The organism is Psychrosphaera haliotis (genome assembly GCF_009728465.1).
GTDB lineage: Bacteria > Pseudomonadota > Gammaproteobacteria > Enterobacterales > Alteromonadaceae > Psychrosphaera > Psychrosphaera haliotis.
In genome coordinates this window covers 129,527-149,097 of record NZ_WOCD01000001.1, presented here as the reverse complement: position 1 = coordinate 149,097, position 19,571 = coordinate 129,527, and the positions used below count along the sequence as shown (strand labels likewise).

The window sequence follows — 19,571 nt, the reverse complement described above, 5'->3', positions numbered from 1 at the left end:
CCGTAAACTAACGCCAAATTACGCTATTGGCAGCAATTAAAATAAAGATCAAAGCCTGGGTTCGTAATAACCAAACTTTAATTGTAGGGCTTGCAGTTAAACGACGCTTAGCTTGAATCGCTATCGAGACTACAAATAAATACCAAAATAAATCTATAAAAAATACTGTACTCAATAAAATAGATGCCAATGCAATAGTCATATTTTCGCTTGGTATGAATTGAGAAAAAAGAGCAAGAAAGAAAAATGCGAGCTTCGGGTTTAAGAAACCTATTAGAAAGGCTTCCGCTATAGCACTCTTATATGAGTCTGCCTTGTTATTTGTCGCATTCAGTTCAGCATTAGATATATGATCTAATACTTCTACGTTATCTATATTTAGCTTCTGGGCCGAAATAAGTATATTGACCGCAATGTACAACAAATAAAGTGCGCCTAAAATAATTAGAGTATTTGCTACAACCGGAAAGGCAACAAATAATTTAGACAGGCCTAAAATAGTACCTAACGCGTATAAAAAAATAGCGGAGGCATGAGCAACGCTAGCCAGTCTTCCTGCTACTGCATTCGTTTTGTATGTATGGCCTAAAATTACGGCTAAACTTGGTCCTGGTGTCGCTGCTCCTAAAAAACAGACTAATGCCAAGGACAACCACTCATATAAATTCATACTGACTCCTTTGAAGTGAGATTTTCCCACAGAATCCAGCGCATATATAGTAAATAGAGACAAAAAATCTTCTAAAAGTATCAGAAAAACAACGCAAAATTCGAAAAAAGTTCTAGCATTATAAGTGTAATGCAATTTGAGGATCACAAATGGAATCAGTCAAAGTTAAAGACCATATGAATCACCGACCTGTTTGGTTTAAAGGTACTGAAACGGTAGTTGAAGCCGTTGAAAAACTACTTCAGTCAAAAAGTTCTGGAGGTGCTGTAGTAAATGAAAATAAACAAGTGGTTGGATTTCTATCTGAGCAAGACTGTCTCAAAGCCATGTTGTCTTCTACTTATCATAGTGGCGAAGCTTCTAAATGTGTTGCAGAAGTGATGTCAACAGAAACACAGCTAGTTAAGCCTTATGATAGTATTTTGGCGGTAGCGGAAGACATGCTTATAAACAAACCTAGGGTTTATCCAGTAGTGGATGACGATGGTCATCTTGTCGGAAGTTTAACCCGTACGTTAATTCTCAGCGCTTTAGATAAACATTTACATTCTATTTATGAAAAAGGTTCTCACTTTGTTTAGTGAGTCTATAAATAAGAAAATAGAGAGACGTAAACAAATCAGTAGACGCTCTGTCTATCCCACTGAAAGCCTAAATTAGTTGGTACTGAATATGCTTTTTGGATTTGATTATCAATGTTAGAATTGAATTAATTTCCAGTAGTTAGATATTTTAGGCTTTTTGTGCAATCAAATCATTCACCAATTCTAAATGGCGTATTGCGCCAAGATTTCTTCAAATTAAAGTCTCGACTACGTTCGTTAACAAAAGTTACAGACGAAAATAAAAAGAAGAATATTCAAGAGTCTATAACAGCAGCAATAGCAAAATCTCAGCAACTGCGCGATAAAAAAGAATCAAATATTCCAGCAATAAACTACCCTGAACAATTGCCCGTTAGTCAGAAAAAAGATGACATCAAAGAGGCAATTCTAAATAACCAAGTCGTTATTATTGCGGGTGAAACAGGGTCAGGTAAAACGACACAAATTCCCAAAATGTGTCTAGAACTAGGCCGGGGAATAGAAGGCAAGATTGGCCATACACAACCAAGACGATTAGCGGCTAGAAGTGTTGCTAATCGACTTTCTGATGAACTTGAAAGTGAACTAGGTCAAGCGGTAGGTTACAAAGTTAGGTTTAATGACCAAGTGTCTGAGCACAGTTATATTAAGCTGATGACCGACGGCGTATTATTAGCAGAATTGCAGCACGACAGGTATTTAAACCAATACGACACCTTAATTATTGATGAAGCTCATGAACGTAGTTTAAATATCGATTTCATTTTAGGTTTATTAAAAGAGCTTTTACCCAAGCGTCCAGATTTAAAAGTTATAATTACTTCAGCAACCATCGATCCTGAAAGATTTAGTAAGCATTTCTTTGACGCACCTATTATTTCGGTAAGCGGCAGAACCTTTCCAGTAGAAGTTAGATACCGGCCGTCAGAAGACGTAAGCATAGCGAGTGAATTAGCCGAAAAGTATCAAGATAGTGAACAAATCAACGCAATATTTTCAGCTGTTGAAGAGCTTGATAACGAAGCTCCAGGCGACATTCTATTGTTTATGAATGGTGAGCGAGAGATAAGAGACACTGCAGATGCACTCGTTAAACGTAACTTCAGACAAACTGAAGTTTTACCCTTATTTGCAAGACTTTCTGCAGCTGAACAAAATCGTATATTTGCACCACATTCCAAAAGAAGGATTGTTTTAGCAACCAACGTAGCAGAAACCTCATTAACAGTTTCCTGGTATTAAGTATGTTATTGATACTGGTACCGCTAGAATATCTAGGTACAGCTATAAAACAAAAGTACAGCGTTTACCTATAGAGGCTATTTCACAAGCCAGTGCCAATCAGCGTAAAGGACGATGTGGGCGAACAGAGCCAGGTATTTGTATCAGGCTATATAGCGAAGAAGATTTTGAGTCTAGGCCTGAATTTACAGCACCTGAAATACTCAGAACAAACCTAGCGTCTGTTATTTTACAAATGTTGTCTTTGGACTTAGGCGATATTGAGTCTTTTCCATTTATACAGCAGCCTGATAGTCGGTTTATCTCCGATGGTATGCGACTATTAGAAGAGCTTGGCGCGGTAAAAAAAGGCAGTGGTCAGTCAAAGTCACCTAGAAGTAAAAAACGTAAACCAATGACCATTCAGTTAACTCGTCTAGGTCAACAACTGAGCCGAGTACCTCTAGATCCTAGGCTTGCGGCTATGGTACTAAACGCTCAAAGTACTAACGCATTGCATGAAATTGTTATTATAGCCACCGGCTTGAGTATACAAGATCCTAGAGAGCGTCCGTCTGAATTTAAACAAAAATCTGATGAAAGCCATGCTCGCTTCAAAGACAAAGAGTCGGATTTTGTGTCATTTTTGAATTTATGGGATTACCTCATAGCCTTGCAGGATTTAGATTCTAAGTCTCAATTTAGAAAAAGGTGTAAACAAGAGTTTATAAGCTACCTAAGAGTTAGAGAGTGGCAGGATCTTGTATTTCAAATTGAGTCCACCTTGTCAGATTTAGGTATAAAGCTACCAACAAAAATGTCTAAATCTAATACTCAAGAACTAGAAGAAGAATTCATAGATAATCCTACTATGGAGAGAAATTATCGTGCCATTCACGTTCCAATTCTCACAGGGCTGTTAGGTCACATAGGCCAAAAACTAATTCGAGAAGAGAAAAAGCCTACCGATAAGAAGCCAAAAGCGCTTGGTTATCAAGGCGCAAGAAATACTAACTTTCATGTCTTTCCTGGCTCAAATTTATTTAAAAACACGCCTAAATGGATTATGGCCGCTGAACTCGTAGAGACATCTAAGCTCTATGCACGCTATGCCGCCAAGATTGAACCTGACTGGATATCACCTTTAGCTCAACATTTGGTCTCAAGGACTCATGCAGAGCCATACTGGGATAAGAAGCAAGGCTGTGTCATGGCTTATGAAACACAAACCTTGTTCGGTTTAACCATTGTGGCTAGGAAGCGTGTTAATTTTAGCAAAATCGATGCTGAACAAAGTCAGCATTTATTTATTCAGCAAGCACTCGTTTATGGCGACCTTGGTAAACAACTGCCATTTTTGACTAAGAATTTAGCGTTAATTGAAAGTATTAAAGAAATTGAAAACAAAACACGTCGGCGTGATGTGCTTCAAGACGAGCCTGAACTCGTTGAGTTTTATAAACAGCGTTTACCAGTCGCGGTTAACAACAGAGCCGAATTAGAAAAATGGCTTAAAGTTAATAATACTGAATTACTAGAAGCAAAATTCAGTGACTTTTCTGTGACCGAAGACGGTAGCAAACTAGTTAAAAAATTCCCAGACTTTTGGCGTCAAGATGCATTAACTCTTCCAATTGAGTATGACTTTGAACCTGGTCAAGAATATGCAGATGGCGTTTCAGTTAGAATACCTCTTGCGTTACTTAATCAAGTACAAGTAAAAGGTTTTGATTGGGGAATTGTGCCCTATAGACATGAGTTGTTGGTCTCTTTGATCAAGTCGTTACCAAAAACACTGAGAAGGAATTTTGTTCCAGCCCCTAATTTTGCCGATGCGATTTTACAACGATTTGAAGAAAAAGCGGTGGATACCAATGAGCCACTAATAGATTCAGTATCGCTTGGCTTGTTTCGAATGACAGGGGTAAAAATAGATAAAGATGCGTGGCAGTTAAACTCGATAGCGCCCCATTTAAAAATCAATTTTAGAGTCGTAGGGGAGTCCGGCCAAGTATTAGCTCAAGGCTTTGATTTATTAGAGTTACAAAGTCAACTGCAGGGTAAAATAAAAGAAAGCCTGAAAAAAGCGGTGGATGACGATATTGAGCAAAAAAATGTAGATGATTGGACCTTTGGTGAACTGCCGATTAATTATGTTAAGAAACAAGCTGGATTTGAAGTGAAAGCATATCCCGCGCTAGTAGTTCAAGACAATAAGATAAATGTTGAATTACTTGATAATGCAGAAAAAGCAGAGCACGAACACTTAAAAGGGGTGGTTGCGCTACTAATTAAAACACTGCCTTCGCCGATTAAACATTTACAGAAAAAACTGCCTAACAAATCTAAGTTAGTTTTATATTTTAATCCTTTTGGCCAAATAGAAGCATTGATAAAAGACTGTGTTAAAACGGCTATTGAACAACAAGTTAAAAGCAAGCCGCCTAGAAATGAAGCTGAGTTCTTTCATTTACAAGAATCAATTGGCGTACAACTAAACGATTTGGTGTTTGATATAACTCAGAAAGTGGAAAAAGTTTTATTTATTGGACACCAAATTGCGAAAAAGCTGAAAGGGAAAGTTTCACTAGATATGATTCAAGCTAATGCTTATATCAAAGCCCATTTGGAGTCGTTGATATACAAAAACTTTGTAAGTGAAGTTGGTTACGAAAAATTAGATGACTTACTTCGATATGTAAAAGCCTTAGAAATAAGGCATGAAAAACTAAAGTCGGACGCAGGAAAAGATAGACAAATTCAGATTGAATTAGACAAGGTTTATGAGAGTTATGATGGGCTGCTTAAGCGGTTACCAAAAGGTTTCCCAACTCCAGCAGATGTAGAAGAAATATATTGGATGATAGAGGAGCTTAGAGTTTCTCTATTTGCCCAGCAGTTGGGAACAAAGTATCCAATATCGGCTAAAAGAGTTAAACAAGCTATAAATGAAGTGTTAAAAGCACTGTAGGTTTATAAGCCATATTTAGCTCAGGTCAGTCATCGTGATAAAAAAGGAAGCTTATGCTTCCTTTTTTTCTTGTTATTTGTTTTAGAAGTGCAAAGACACACCAACAAATGCACCAGACATATCAATGTCGGCCATTAAATCATCTTCATCACCGTCAAAGTCCGTAGGATCTATATCAAGTTGAAATGAGCGGTAACCCGCTTCTAAATTAACATCTAAAAGTGGAATCATTGGTAAGGTGTAACGTAAAACAATTTGATAGTCAGTGTGGTTTGTATCACCGTAACCAACATAATTTGCTTCACCCATTAAGGCTAAACCTGTAAATGGTAATTCTGCACCTACTCTTGCAAACAGCATTGGTACTGGAGCATCAAGTTCCGCGATTGCATCACCAATTTGTACAAAACCGTCAAATTTACGGACGTTAAGGCCAAAATCCACAGTCGCAATTGGTAAAGGTAGACCCCAGTATAGTGTGTAATCAGTATGAGTTAAGTCAGCTGCTGTATCTTGGCGGCCATTGCCTGTAGTATCACCACCAAAGTTGTAGTTGTTGTCTAGCTGAGCAAAGCCCGTAGTGTCTAGTGAAGTCTGTTTGATTTGAATATTCGGAATTAATGGAATTGGATGCTCAAACGCAGCCCATATTACATTATTCGTATTGTCATCAAAATTTAGGTCATCTTGTAGGTCTAAGCTGCTAGGGTTTGCAGACACAACACCTTCATATGTTGTATTCCAAGCATAAGCACCAGCCCATACATCTACAAGTGGAGCAGCTGAAACATTAGCTGAAGCCAATGCAAGTCCTAAAGCTGTAATTATTTTTTTCATTTTCCATTCCTAGGTTCAGACGATTGTCATGTCTCTATTTTCAATGGTTAGATAGTATAAAGTCAATTGTTAGATTAATTAATATTAACTAATACTAGATTTTTTTTTGATACTTGGTATTTTGGACATTGAGTTTATATAACACTGGTCTGCTAGTCAGATTGAACTTTTGTTATTCTGGGTGCTGAATGCATAAAATAAATGTTTTGCTGGTTGACGATGAATATTTCAATTTTGAAATGTTAGACATTACTTTGGGTGATTCATTTAATATCTCTTACGCAAAATCAGGTCAATCCGCATTATCAAAAGTAGTATCTGACAAACCAGATGTATTGTTACTTGATGTTTGTATGCCTGGGTTAGACGGGTATGACACATGCCGGTTGATAAAGAACACACCAGAGACATCAAAAATACCAATTATAATGCTGTCTGGTTTAGAGAATACGGAAGATAAATCAGAGGCGTTTAAAAGTGGCTGTGATGATTATGTTACCAAGCCATTTGAGATAGAAGAGTTAAAAGAAAAGCTAATAACGTTTGCAAATCTAAATAAAGGATAGGAGGCTGCATGATTCGATATGATGATAATCGTAATTTTTCCGAATGATGGTTAATACGAGTATAGAAGTAGAAATCACAGATGCAGATGCAGGGAGAAAGGTTGACGCAGTTTGTAGAGACTTAAGTGCAACTGGAATGGCTATTGAAACTGACGAGCATATTGAACCTGGGACAAACATTGTTTGTCGGGTTGATGGTACAAGCAATAATTTGCCTGCGCTCCACGCAAAAGCAACCGTGGTAAGATGTAACCAAGAAGATTCGGGCGCCTTTATGGTAGGCGTAGAAATTAACGAACAACTTTGAATAAATGAAGTCCCGAAAAGCTAGACTCTTAGGGACTTTACAAATTCATTATTTTTCATCAAGTTTTATGTTGGTTGCATGCAGACCCTTAGGTCCTTCACTCAAATCAAACTCGACCTCTTGGCCTGCTTTCAGAGTTTTATAACCGTCCATAGTTATTGTTGAAAAGTGCGCAAAGATATCTTCTTCTTTGCCATCTTCACGAATAAATCCAAAACCTTTAGCGTTGTTGAACCATTTGACTTTGCCGACTGCCATACTTCTACTTCCTTATTTAGAATTAAACCAGTGATTAATCATTCCGTGAGCAACTGACTCACGTTTAATCAATGACTGTAGATAAATTAGTCAATTAAACTGGTTTTTACAAGTACGAATTGTTAAATGTTATAAAAGTTTTTATATATACTAAATAAATAAGCAAATTTAATGGAGCAAAAGGGGCGTATGCCAAAATTAAGTAACAATGATCACAATTCTGATTTAGTAAAGGAAGCATCTAAGTCTAAACTTAAAAGACCACCAATGTACAAGGTGATCTTGAATAATGATGATTACACCCCCATGGACTTTGTAGTGGAAGTTTTACTGAAGTTTTTTGCGATGGATCTAGAAAAAGCCAATCATATAATGTTTCGTGTCCACAAAGAGGGTAAGGCTGTTGTTGGTACTTATTCGTCAGAAATTGCTGAAACAAAAGTTGCACAAGTGAACCAGTATTCCAGAGCGAGTCAGCATCCGTTGTTATGTACAATGGAGCAAGAATAATCGTTAACATAAATAAGTAGGTGAATATGTTAAATAAAGCATTAGAAGTAACATTGAACGAAGCGTTCAGGTACGCCAAAATAAATCGCCACGAGTTTATGACAGTTGAGCACCTGCTAATGGCGCTGCTTGATAATCAAGATGCCAAAGTCGCATTAGAAGCCTGTTCAGCAGATCTAGATAAAATTAGATTAGAACTTACAGAGTTTATTGCACAAACCACGCCGTATTTAGCCGAAGATGTTGATGCAGAAGAGCAGGATACGCAACCTACGTTGGGCTTCCAACGTGTATTACAACGGGCCGTATTCCACGTACAATCTTCAGGTCAGCAGGAAGTGTCAGGTGCAAATGTACTTGTCGCTATCTTTAGTGAACAAGAATCTCATGCTGTATACGTATTAAAAAGTTTTGATATCAGTCGACTAGATATTGTGAACTACATATCTCATGGCGTTGATAATGAAGGTAGTGAAGAAGACTCTGACAGTGCCGAAGGAAACGAAGAGTCCAGTGCAGATAGTGAGAGCAGTTTAGATAGCTTATGTACAAATTTAAATGAAACGGCAAAAGCAGGTGGCATAGATCCTCTAATTGGTAGAGAACAAGAACTTGAGCGTTGTGTTCAAATATTATGTCGACGCAAAAAGAACAACCCACTATTAATTGGTGAGGCTGGCGTTGGAAAAACGGCCATCGCTGAGGGTTTAGCTTATCAAATTGTTAATGGCCAAGTGCCAGACGTAATAGCAGATGCCACCGTTTATTCGTTAGACATGGGCGCATTGTTAGCAGGTACAAAGTACCGTGGCGATTTTGAAAAGCGTTTGAAAGGGCTCTTAAAGCAGCTACAAGCAAAAGAGCACGCAATACTATTCATTGATGAGATACATACAATAATCGGCGCTGGTGCAGCCTCTGGCGGCGTTATGGATGCATCCAACTTACTAAAACCATTATTGTCAGCTGGCAAATTGCGCTGCATGGGTTCCACCACATATGGCGAATACCGAAATATATTTGAGAAAGATAAAGCTTTAGTAAGGCGTTTCCAAAAAATAGACGTGTTAGAGCCTAGTATTGAAGACACCACTAAGATTTTAATAGGCTTAAAAGATAAATACGAAAAGCATCATGGCGTTAAATACACAAATGCGGCACTTCGTTCGGCGGCAGAGCTATCAGCAAGGTATATTAATGAACGTCATTTACCTGACAAGGCGATTGACGTAATAGATGAAGCTGGGGCAAATCAGAAGGTACTGCCTAAGTCTAAACGTAAAAAACAAATCAACGTTTCGGTCATAGAGCAAATTATTGCCAAAATTGCGCGTATTCCTGAAAAGTCTGTATCGCAATCAGATAAAGATGTACTAAAAAATGTAGATAGGGACCTTAAACTAGCCGTATTTGGTCAGGACAAGGCGGTTGACTCGCTTACATCAGCTATTAGGCTTGCAAGAGCTGGGCTTGGTAATGAAAATAAACCAGTAGGTAGTTTCTTATTCGCTGGCCCAACGGGTGTAGGTAAAACAGAGGTTACAAAACAGCTCAGTAAAGTATTGGGTATTGAGTTAGTTCGTTTTGACATGTCTGAATACATGGAGCCGCATGCCGTGAGCCGATTAATAGGCGCGCCTCCTGGTTATGTTGGTTTTGATCAAGGCGGCTTATTAACGGATGCTGTTTTAAAACATCCTCATTGTGTTGTTTTACTAGATGAAATTGAAAAAGCTCATTCAGATGTCTTTAATGTACTACTGCAAGTTATGGATCATGGTACGTTGACGGATAACAATGGTCGTAAAGCTGATTTCCGAAACGTTATTTTGGTTATGACGACTAACGCAGGTGTCCAAGAGACCACGAGAAAGTCTATCGGTTTTGCGCAGCAAGATAATAGTACTGATGCCATGGTTGAGATTAATAGAGTATTCTCACCTGAATTTAGAAACAGGCTTGATGACATAGTTTGGTTTAACCATTTAGATAAAAAAGTCATCGAAAGAGTGGTTGATAAGTTTATTGTTGAGTTGCAATCGCAGTTAGATGCAAAACAAGTGGAGTTAAATGTAACAGATGAAGCTCGTCATTGGTTTGCTGAAAATGGCTATGACAAGGATATGGGCGCAAGACCTATGTCTCGTTTGATACAAGACAAGCTTAGAAAGCCGTTAGCGAATGAAGTTTTATTTGGTGATTTAGCTGAAGGCGGGAAAGTCGCTATAAGCGTAAAAGACAAAGAACTTTCTTTTGAATTTACAAGCAAAGCGAAATTAGTAAAAGAGCCGAGTTAAAACCAACTAGGCATAAAAAAACCGAGCAATGCTCGGTTTTTTAATATCCAACTCTAAATAAACTTAATTATTAACGAGCTCGGAATGTAATACGACCTTTTGATAAGTCATATGGTGTCATTTCAACAGTAACTTTGTCACCTGTTAAAATTCTAATGTAGTGCTTACGCATCTTTCCGGAAATGTGTGCTGTCACAACGTGACCATTTTCTAATTCAACACGGAACATAGTATTAGGCAGGGTATCTAAGATAGTACCTTGCATTTCAATAACGTCTTCTTTCGCCATTAAGCGTATAACCTCTGGGATTTCGTTAAGCGTATAAAAATAAGCGCAGATTTTGCCCAAAAAGCTCCATAAAGTAAAGGTAATATCACAATTAATTATAAGCTTTTTACTTCAACCCAATTTGTGTCGTGTAACACTTGGAAAGGTTTGAAGTTTGTTTTGTAGTTCATCTTAGCGCAAGCTTGAATATAATAGCCTAAGTAAAGCCATTGTTTATGTAACACTGATGCATAATCAATTTGTTTTAATACAATCAATGTTCCAAGAGAGTACTTGTCGTAGTCTGGGTCAAAAAAAGTATAAACCGCAGATAGCGCATCATTCGTCTCATCACCTATGCCTACCGCAATGATTTTGTCTCCATCATAAACTTCAACAAAATAAGGGGTTAGCCAATCACAATTAGTAAAACTATCTAATTGAGACGGTTCAGCGGGGTACATTGTACCATCTTCGTGCCTTTTATTAATGTATTTTTCAAAAAGTGGGTAATAGTTTTCAGATACCACATGGGAAATCCTTACATCAAAGTTTTTACACTTGTTTATTAACCGCTTTTGACTTTTTGAAGGTTGAAAAGAGTGTGTTGCTACTCTAATAGATTTACATTCGTTACAGTCATCGCAATGTGGCTTATAAGCCATACTTTCAGACCGGCGAAAGCCATTAGATTGTAAAATGCTATAAATCTCTGGGGATAATGGCAACTCGTCGGCATAAAAAAGCAATCTTTCTTGATGATCAGGAAGATAACTACAAGGAAATGTTTCTGAGAGAGCGAACTTTAATGAAGGCATTATTAATCTTTAAAATTTAAAAACGAGGCATTAGATGCCTGTTCTTCTAATAAGTTTGAAGACAGATTATGCGCGCTAGCTGCGTTAAGCCTATCGATAAACCAACGTCTGGACACTGTTTTAGCGCCCATACTCATTAAATATGGATTAGCTATTTGACAATCTATAATCGCGTGTTTAATTGGAGCTAACATTTCCGCTAATCTAATTAGTGCCACTTTAGAAGCGTTTGGTTCTCTAGAGAACATAGACTCGCCACAGAAACAACTACCGATTAAAACACCGTATAAGCCACCAACTAAAACCTTTTTGTTATCTTTGTTTTGCCAAATTTCAATAGAATGTGCAACACCCGCTTTGTGCAATTCGGAATATGCGCGGATCATTTCTGGGAAAATCCAGGTGCCATCATCCGCCCTCGGCGCAGAACACTGGCGAATAACCTCTTCAAAAGATTGGTTCATGGTGATTTGATAGTCACAGCGCTTTAAGAACTTTTTTAACGACTTATTCACTCTTATTTGCGCAGGTTCAATTACAGCTCGAGGATCAGGAGACCACCACAATAGAGGCTCGCCCTCACTATACCAAGGAAAAATACCACTTTTGTATGCACTATGAAGCCGGTCAACTGATAAATCTCCACCGACCGCTAAAAGGCCGCCTGGCTCATCAAGAGCTTGTTGCACCGGCGGAAACCAGTGTTTGTCATCGGTTAAATAAGAAAGTGATTTAGTCATATACTAACAATAGTAAAAAGGGAGCAATATGCTCCCTAATTTTATTTACTTAGCGTCTAAGTATCGTTCAGCGTCTAATGCTGCCATACAGCCTGTACCTGCTGATGTTATCGCTTGGCGGTATATATGGTCGCATACATCACCCGCAGCAAATACACCTTCAACACTGGTTTGTGTTGCGTTGCCATCTAAGCCACTGTTGATTTTGATATAGCCGTTATTCATGTTTAATTTGCCTTCAAACATGCCTGTATTTGGTTTATGGCCAATGGCAATGAACACACCCATTACGTCTAAATCTTCTTTGTTATCAGATTTTGTATCTTGAAGACGAACACCTGTAACACCCATGTCATCACCTAACACTTCATCTAAAGTGCGATCGGTATGAAGGATGATGTTTCCGCTTTCAACTTTATCCATTAAACGTTTAATTAAAATCTTTTCCGCTCTAAAGGTATCTCGTCTGTGAACTAAGTGAACTTCTGAAGCAATATTTGATAAATATAGCGCTTCTTCAACCGCGGTATTACCACCACCTACAACTGCTACTTTTTGATTTCTGTAAAAGAAACCATCACAAGTAGCGCATGCAGAAACACCTTTACCCATAAATGCCTGTTCTGAATCAAGGCCTAAGTACTGAGCGGATGCGCCAGTACAAATAATTAATGCATCACAAGTATATGAGCTTGAGTCGCCTTTGAGCGTGTATGGTTTTTTAGAAAAATCAACTTCATTGATATGATCAAATAAAATTTCTGTTTCAAATTTTTCCGCGTGTTCTTTCATACGGTCCATTAACGCCGGGCCCGTTAAGTCATTTGCATCGCCAGGCCAGTTTTCAACTTCAGTAGTCGTTGTCAATTGACCACCTTGTTGTAAACCAGTGATTAAAACTGGTTTCAAATTTGCTCGTGCAGCATAAACCGCTGCCGTGTATCCAGCTGGGCCAGAACCTAAAATAATCAAATTGTGATGTTGTACAGCGCTCATGAAGTAACTCCGAAAAATAATATATAAACGTAATGGGGCAAATTTTATATGACATCAAGGTTAAATGTGAATTTAAATATAAAAAATAATAAAAACCTGTAAGTGTTGGTTTAATTTTGAGCAATTATGCATTAATCTCATTTAACGATTTAAATTTTGGTTATATGGATGTTAAAAAAAACTGCCCTTGTTAGTCTCTTAATATTCAGTTGCTTGTCCACCGCACAGGTAAGTGAAGCTTTATATTCATCGTCAAAAAATAACGCGGATGCTAACAACGAGTTAGAGCTTGTTGTTGGTGTTGAAGATGTTGCCTATTTCCCTTTGTTCGATTTTTTTACTGGCTCACCAACCTTTGCCACTGAGCTTCTAGATGAGTTTGCATCACAAAACAACTATAAATTTATATATTACCCTATGCCTGTTAAACGCTTTGGCATGTGGTTATTTGAAAAAGACATCGATTTAAAATTCCCAGATAATTCCAGATGGAATGAATCTGAAGACATCAATAAGTTAGCTAAAGATAAATTAACCTATAGTGATACTGTGCTTGATTTAGTGGCGGGCACAATAACAGTAGACCCAAGTGTTGATGATACCCAAGATATTAAAGTTTTAGGAACGTTACTGGGCTTTTTTCCGACATTGTGGATTGACCATATTAGCAATAATTCAGTTAAGCTCTACGAAACCTCTTCTACGTTAATGTTGCTTCAGCAATTGGTTAGGGGACAACTTGATGCTGTGAACCTTGAGCCAAATGTAGTTAACCATTATTTAAGAAAGTTAAATAAACCTAAAGTAACCATTAATAAAAACTTCAAATATGAAATTTATTCCTATCATTTATCGACCAGACAACACCCAAGGGTGATTGCACAGTTCAATGAGTTTTTAAAAAATAACAAAAGCTTTGTTGAAGGTCTTAAGAAAAAATACCAAATCCTCGATCCTGAAGAGTATATTCGTTAACTGCTTAGTTATATTAAATGGTTAGATAACCTTTCCGATAGTGAGAGCTAGTACCAAACGAACCCAAAAGGCAATAAAAAAGCCAGCATAAGCTGGCTTCTCTAAAAACTAATTAAACTAAACGTTACATTGCAAGCGCAGCTGTCGCGTCCATGTACTCTAAATTTAGTTCTTCGCCTAATGCATCAACAACGGCTTTATAAGTCACTTTGCCTTTATGAACGTTCAAGCCAGCTAGTAGATTTTTATCATCTAACATTGCTTTAGCTGGGCCTTTATTAGCCAGAGCTAAACCAAAAGGTAAAGTAGCGTTGTTTAGAGCAATCGTAGATGTACGTGCTACACCACCAGGCATGTTTGCAACACAATAGTGAACAACATCGTCAATCACATAAGTTGGGTCTTGGTGTGTCGTCGCTTTTGAAGTTTCAAAACAGCCGCCTTGGTCAATTGCAACGTCAACCAAAACAGATCCTGGCTTCATGTTTTTAATATGAGCTTTTGTAATTAACTTAGGTGCTGCTGCACCTGGAATTAATACAGCGCCAACAACTAAGTCAGCTTTTGCTGTGTAATCGTCCAAAGCATCAACAGTAGAATATACTGTTTTAACGGTACCACGGAAAATATCGTCTAATTGACGAAGGCGAGGTAATGAACGATCAAGAATAGTTACGTCAGCTCCCATACCAACAGCCATTTTAGCTGCGTTTGTACCAACAACTCCACCACCAACAACAACTACTTTTGCTGGAGCTACACCAGGTACACCACCTAATAATGTGCCGCTACCGCCTTGTGCTTTTTCTAAATGATGCGCACCAGCTTGAATAGACATACGTCCAGCAACTTCACTCATAGGAGCTAGTAAAGGTAAACCGCCTGCATTATCAGTAACCGTTTCGTAGGCAATACACGTAGCGCCAGAAGCTACTAATAGTTCAGTTTGCGTTGGGTCTGGAGCAAGATGAAGGTAAGTATAAAGAGTTTGACCTTCACGAAGCATTTTACACTCGTTTGGTTGTGGCTCTTTTACTTTTACAATCATGTCAGCAGTCGCAAAAATCTCTTCTGCTGTATTAATGATTTCAGCACCGGCGTTAATATAGTCTTCGTTATAAAAGCCAATTGACGCGCCAGCGTTTGTTTCAATAATTACTCTATGTCCATGGGCAACAAACTCTTTTGCAGCCGCTGGAGTCAAACCTACACGGTACTCGTGATTTTTAATCTCTTTAGGAACACCAACAATCATCTTATTTACCTTTTCTATTAGTAGATAGTTTGTCTATCAAAATTTGGCGACATTATATGGATGTAATATCAAAATTAATGACTGTAATTTCACTAAATACAGGATATTATTCTGTCACACATTGTGCTGCCGAGATATTTAAATGCTGGATAGAATAGATAAGAAGATATTAGTCGAACTTCAAAAAATGGTCGAATATCCAATATAGACTTGAGCAAAAAGATTGGACTCAGTCCAACCCCTTGTTTAGAAAGAGTAAGAAGATTAGAGAAGAAGGGCGTCATTGAAGGTTATCAAGCGGTTGTTAATGCTGAGGCTGTTGGTGCCAACATGCTTGTGTTTGTGGAAATTACTTTAGAAAAAACCGCACAAGACGTGTTTAGCGACTTTTCTAAAGCGGTAGAAACCTTCGACGAAATATTAGAATGTCACTTAGTGTCAGGCAGTTTTGATTACCTGTTAAAGACCAGAGTAAAAAATATGTCTTCGTATCGTAAATTACTCGGTGATACGTTATTAAAATTGCCAAGCGTAAGCGCTTCTAGAACCTATGTGGTAATGGAAGAAGTAAAGGCAAACAGGCCAATGCCTATATATATTTAACAATGAAAAATAACACTTTTTAGAATAAAAACGCGATGAAAAAGTGTGAATAATTTGATAGATTAGACAGGCTCTTATCAATAACACTTTTCAATAATAACAAAGAGCCTGGAGAAGTAAGTTTTGACTGACCAACAACCGTCTTTTTTGAATGGATTTCAACGCCTTTTAGAAGTTGGCCTTATCGTGATGGGTGCAATTTCCATCTATATTTTAATTACCTTGTTTTCCTATGATCCGGCTGACCCAAGTTGGACAAAAACCGGTAATTACGAATTTATTAAAAACGCTGGTGGCGCATTTGGTGCGTGGCTTTCAGACATTTTGCTGTTTACCTTTGGTTGGTTAGCGTTTTTTGTGCCGGTAATTTTGTCGGTGATAGGCTGGTTATTTTTCCGTAAGTTTCACGACTTAGTGGAAGTTGACTATTTAGCGTTAGGTTTAAGGCTAATTGGCTTTGTACTGTTTATTGTTGGTTTTTCAGCCATCTGTAGCATGAATTTTGACGATGTGTATTACTACTCATCAGGCGGTATTATTGGCGATGTAATTTCATTCTTACTTTCTCCATTACTTGGCTTCACTGGGGCAACATTACTGTTTTTAGTTGCCGTAATGGTCGGCTTTACGCTAATGACTGGCATTTCGTGGCTTCAAGTTATCGACGGAATTGGCAAATATAGTTGGTTAGGCGGTGAAAAAGCGCTGGCACTTGCTAAGTCCATGTTGGGTTTAACAGACCAAGCAGCAAACACAAGAACAAACAATGACTCTGCAGAGCCGCACTCTAAAGTGTCTACAAATTCAGATAATAATCAGATTGATGGTGCTACCACTGCCACTAAAGCAGATCCGTTAGACAAAAAACGTGATGACTCTTTATTAGCTAATTTCTTCTCAGCAGCAGACTCTGCCAATGAGCACTTAGAAGAGCACCAAACCGCAGTGCAAAAGAGTTCGAAACAAGACTCTCAGCCAAATTTATCGACAGCATCAAATTCGAGAGCGGAGTCTACATCTCAACAAAGTGAGGCAGTGCCTGAATCAACACTATCATCCACCTCCAAATCAATACCTAACATGTTAAAGAAGGTGTTTGATAAATCACCTAAGCCTGCACAAGAATCAACAGATAACACCGACGATAAGCGAAAGGACGTTTCATTTGATGATGATATGCCTTTTGAATTTGGTGATGAGCCTATGTCAGCAAGCAAAGCAGATGATGATATTGAAAGCTCTGATATTGAAGGTATCGACACACCAATGAGCTATAGCTCTATTGATGATGACTTGTCTGATGACGATATATTGGGCGCACTAGAAGGTATGCAGACACATAATGATACGCCAGTACGTGATACGAATGCATCACAACAAACTGCTGGTGTTATAGTTCCACCGCCTCAAGAAGAGAAACCACCAATTACTTTGCCTTCGCTGGAATTATTAGACCGCCCAGACAAAGTGGAAAACCCAGTTTCACAAGAAGAGCTTGAAGCTGTGTCGAGGCTTGTTGAAGCAAAATTATTGGACTTCAACATACAAGCAGAAGTTGTAGGTGTTTATCCTGGCCCTGTTATTACAAGATTTGAACTTGATTTAGCGCCAGGCATTAAGGTGAGCAAAATTTCAGGTCTTTCAAAAGATTTAGCTCGTTCTTTATCGGCAATGAGCGTGCGAGTAGTTGAAGTTATTCCTGGTAAGTCATATATCGGTTTAGAGATACCAAATAAGCATCGTCAGATAGTTAGGCTGTCTGAGGTAATGAGCAGTGATGTATTTGATAAGGCGTCTTCACCATTAACTATGGTTCTTGGAAAAGACATTGGTGGCAAGGCAGTTGTTGTTGATTTAGCAAAAATGCCTCACTTGTTAGTAGCAGGTACAACCGGCTCAGGTAAGTCTGTTGGTGTGAACACTATGATTTTAAGTTTGCTTTATAAATCAACGCCGGAAGAAGTTCGTTTAATCATGATAGATCCAAAAATGCTGGAACTTTCTGTCTACGAAGGAATCCCACACTTATTATCAGAAGTTGTTACTGATATGAAAGAAGCCGCTAATGCATTGAGATGGTGTGTAGGCGAAATGGAACGTCGATACAAACTAATGTCGTCGTTAGGGGTAAGAAACCTTAAAGGCTATAACGCAAAAATAGATCAAGCTAGACAAGATGGTAAGCCAATTAGAGATCCATTGTGGCGCAGCACGGACAACATGCTTGAGATGCCTCCGGAACTAGATAGATTACCAGCCATCGTTGTAGTGATTGATGAGTTTGCTGACATGATGATGATTGTTGGCAAAAAAGTAGAAGAGTTAATTGCGAGAATCGCGCAAAAGGCGAGGGCGGCTGGAATTCATTTAGTATTGGCGACACAAAGACCATCAGTAGATGTTATTACGGGTCTTATAAAGGCGAATATACCAACAAGAATGGCGTTCCAAGTATCTTCGAAAATTGACTCTCGTACTATTCTGGATCAGCAAGGCGCCGAGAATCTTTTAGGTATGGGTGACATGTTGTACTTACCGCCAGGTTCAGGAGTTCCAACAAGGGTACACGGAGCATTTGTGGATGATCATGAGGTTCACGCCGTTGTTAATGACTGGAAATCAAAAGCAAAACCAAACTATATAAAAGAAATACTAGAAGGCGAGATGACAGACGAGAACATGTTGCCAGGCGAAGCGGCTGAAATGGCTGAAGGTGAAGAAGCGGATCCTGTATTTGATGAAGCCGTTGCTTTTGTTACCGAAACTCGCAAGGTATCTATTTCTAGTATTCAAAGAAAGTTAAGAATTGGCTATAACCGCTCTGCACGAATTGTAGAGCAAATGGAATCAATGGGCATTGTCAGTCGAGCAGCCAATAATGGTACTCGTGAAGTATTAGCGCCACCGCCAGTGAAAGGCGAAGACCAACAGGAATTACTATAAATGATTAGACTAATCGGGGCGGCAACAATGATTGTGGCCATGAGTTTTGGTAATGCGGTATACGCAAATACCAACGATACGACCCAAGCTGTAAATAAAGTTTCAGCTGCATCATTAGAGCTACAAAATAAATTAAACGTGTTTGATGGTTATCAAGCAAACTTTAAGCAAGTCGTTACGGACATTGAGGCAAATATTATCCATCAAGCCGATGGTAAATTAGTCTTTAAACAGCCAGGAAAGTTCATTTGGGAAGTAACCGCACCAGAAGAAGAACTGCTTATATCTAACGGACAATATGTGTGGTGGTATAACCCTTTTGTTGAGCAAGTTAGTATATTTGACGTTCAACAAGCCGTAACACAAACACCTTTTGCATTATTAGTTTCTAAAGACCCTTCAATTTGGAAGCAGTTCAGCATTAGCAAAGAAAACAATATTTACGTGATAACGCCGGTAGATTTATCACAGGCACAAGTTATCAAGCTTACGCTTACAATTATCGATAATGATTTAGAGAAAATAGTCATTACAAGCCGAAGTCAGCAAGTGAGTGAATATACTTTGAGTGAACAATCAAAATTTAATCCGCAGGCAGACATGTTTGAATTTGAGATGCCAGCGGGCATTGATGTTGATGATCAACGTTCAAAAGCTGAGGTTATTGACGGTAATGTTTCATATTAAACTTAGGTTAGTCACTTTACTTAAAATCAGTACCCTTATTAGAAGGTAACGTTGTGAGCGGACAA

At 38.4% G+C, this 19,571-nt stretch carries 16 protein-coding genes and 2 pseudogenes; 10 read left to right on the top strand and 8 right to left on the bottom strand.

Annotation, left to right across the window (positions count from 1 at the left end; genetic code table 11):
- Positions 1–7: 7 nt before the first annotated feature.
- Complete coding sequence (locus GNP35_RS00665) at positions 8–670, bottom strand: LysE family translocator (protein WP_155693592.1); 663 nt, start codon at positions 668–670, stop codon at positions 8–10.
- A 149-nt stretch (positions 671–819) separates the two neighbouring features.
- Between GNP35_RS00665 and GNP35_RS00660 the strand changes: the two genes are divergently transcribed.
- Both GNP35_RS00660 and hrpA read left to right on the top strand, forming a co-directional pair.
- Positions 820–1,251, top strand: coding sequence for a CBS domain-containing protein (locus GNP35_RS00660; protein ID WP_155693590.1), 432 nt, complete (start codon positions 820–822; stop codon positions 1,249–1,251).
- 162 nt (positions 1,252–1,413) lie between these two features.
- Positions 1,414–5,446 (top strand): annotated as a pseudogene (hrpA, locus tag GNP35_RS00655) (ATP-dependent RNA helicase HrpA).
- Between the two features lie 81 nt (positions 5,447–5,527).
- Here the strand turns inward: hrpA and GNP35_RS00650 are convergent.
- Positions 5,528–6,283, bottom strand: coding sequence for a TIGR04219 family outer membrane beta-barrel protein (locus GNP35_RS00650; protein WP_155693588.1), 756 nt, complete (start codon positions 6,281–6,283; stop codon positions 5,528–5,530).
- Between the two features lie 188 nt (positions 6,284–6,471).
- On the opposite strand from GNP35_RS00650, the gene GNP35_RS00645 reads away from it, so the two are divergent.
- Both GNP35_RS00645 and GNP35_RS00640 read left to right on the top strand, forming a co-directional pair.
- Positions 6,472–6,849: a response regulator gene (locus GNP35_RS00645; protein WP_155693586.1), complete on the top strand. Its 378-nt coding sequence runs from the start codon at positions 6,472–6,474 to the stop codon at positions 6,847–6,849.
- Positions 6,850–6,892: 43 nt separating this feature from the next.
- The gene (locus GNP35_RS00640; protein WP_155693584.1) at positions 6,893–7,156 is read left to right on the top strand and encodes a PilZ domain-containing protein; all 264 of its coding nucleotides are present in this window, start codon (positions 6,893–6,895) and stop codon (positions 7,154–7,156) included.
- A 48-nt stretch (positions 7,157–7,204) separates the two neighbouring features.
- Here the strand turns inward: GNP35_RS00640 and cspD are convergent, their stop codons facing one another.
- Positions 7,205–7,414: a cold shock domain-containing protein CspD gene (gene cspD / locus GNP35_RS00635; protein ID WP_155693582.1), complete on the bottom strand. Its 210-nt coding sequence runs from the start codon at positions 7,412–7,414 to the stop codon at positions 7,205–7,207.
- A gap of 189 nt (positions 7,415–7,603) precedes the next feature.
- On the opposite strand from cspD, the gene clpS reads away from it, so the two are divergent.
- A complete protein-coding gene (clpS, locus tag GNP35_RS00630; protein ID WP_155693580.1) occupies positions 7,604–7,924 on the top strand; it encodes an ATP-dependent Clp protease adapter ClpS in 321 nt (106 codons plus the stop codon).
- A 26-nt stretch (positions 7,925–7,950) separates the two neighbouring features.
- The gene (gene clpA / locus GNP35_RS00625) at positions 7,951–10,221 is read left to right on the top strand and encodes an ATP-dependent Clp protease ATP-binding subunit ClpA (RefSeq protein WP_155693578.1); all 2,271 of its coding nucleotides are present in this window, start codon (positions 7,951–7,953) and stop codon (positions 10,219–10,221) included.
- A 70-nt stretch (positions 10,222–10,291) separates the two neighbouring features.
- Here clpA and infA read toward each other — a convergent pair whose 3' ends face one another.
- The 4 genes from infA to trxB all read right to left on the bottom strand — a co-directional run bounded on the left by infA (position 10,292) and on the right by trxB (position 13,043).
- Positions 10,292–10,510: a translation initiation factor IF-1 gene (gene infA / locus GNP35_RS00620; RefSeq protein ID WP_105053115.1), complete on the bottom strand. Its 219-nt coding sequence runs from the start codon at positions 10,508–10,510 to the stop codon at positions 10,292–10,294.
- A 95-nt stretch (positions 10,511–10,605) separates the two neighbouring features.
- Positions 10,606–11,307, bottom strand: a complete 702-nt coding sequence (locus tag GNP35_RS00615) for an arginyltransferase (RefSeq protein ID WP_155693576.1) — start codon at positions 11,305–11,307, stop codon at positions 10,606–10,608.
- Between the two features lie 2 nt (positions 11,308–11,309).
- Positions 11,310–12,047: a leucyl/phenylalanyl-tRNA--protein transferase gene (aat, locus tag GNP35_RS00610; protein WP_155693574.1), complete on the bottom strand. Its 738-nt coding sequence runs from the start codon at positions 12,045–12,047 to the stop codon at positions 11,310–11,312.
- Between the two features lie 45 nt (positions 12,048–12,092).
- The gene (gene trxB, locus GNP35_RS00605; protein WP_155693572.1) at positions 12,093–13,043 is read right to left on the bottom strand and encodes a thioredoxin-disulfide reductase; all 951 of its coding nucleotides are present in this window, start codon (positions 13,041–13,043) and stop codon (positions 12,093–12,095) included.
- A gap of 168 nt (positions 13,044–13,211) precedes the next feature.
- Here trxB and GNP35_RS00600 point away from each other — a divergent pair, with 168 nt between their 5' ends.
- The gene (locus GNP35_RS00600; RefSeq protein WP_155693570.1) at positions 13,212–14,018 is read left to right on the top strand and encodes a type 2 periplasmic-binding domain-containing protein; all 807 of its coding nucleotides are present in this window, start codon (positions 13,212–13,214) and stop codon (positions 14,016–14,018) included.
- A gap of 124 nt (positions 14,019–14,142) precedes the next feature.
- Here GNP35_RS00600 and ald read toward each other — a convergent pair whose 3' ends face one another.
- Entirely contained in the window at positions 14,143–15,273 is a 1,131-nt protein-coding gene (ald, locus tag GNP35_RS00595) for an alanine dehydrogenase (protein ID WP_155693568.1), read from the bottom strand.
- Between the two features lie 142 nt (positions 15,274–15,415).
- On the opposite strand from ald, the pseudogene lrp reads away from it, so the two are divergent.
- From lrp to lolA, 3 genes and pseudogenes are all read left to right on the top strand, one after another.
- Positions 15,416–15,876 (top strand): annotated as a pseudogene (lrp, locus tag GNP35_RS00590) (leucine-responsive transcriptional regulator Lrp).
- A 123-nt stretch (positions 15,877–15,999) separates the two neighbouring features.
- On the top strand, positions 16,000–18,819 hold the full coding sequence (locus GNP35_RS00585; protein WP_269139896.1) for a DNA translocase FtsK: 2,820 nt from the start codon (positions 16,000–16,002) through the stop codon (positions 18,817–18,819).
- The gene (gene lolA, locus GNP35_RS00580) at positions 18,820–19,506 is read left to right on the top strand and encodes an outer membrane lipoprotein periplasmic chaperone LolA (RefSeq protein ID WP_155693566.1); all 687 of its coding nucleotides are present in this window, start codon (positions 18,820–18,822) and stop codon (positions 19,504–19,506) included. It begins immediately after the preceding gene.
- Positions 19,507–19,571: the final 65 nt, after the last annotated feature.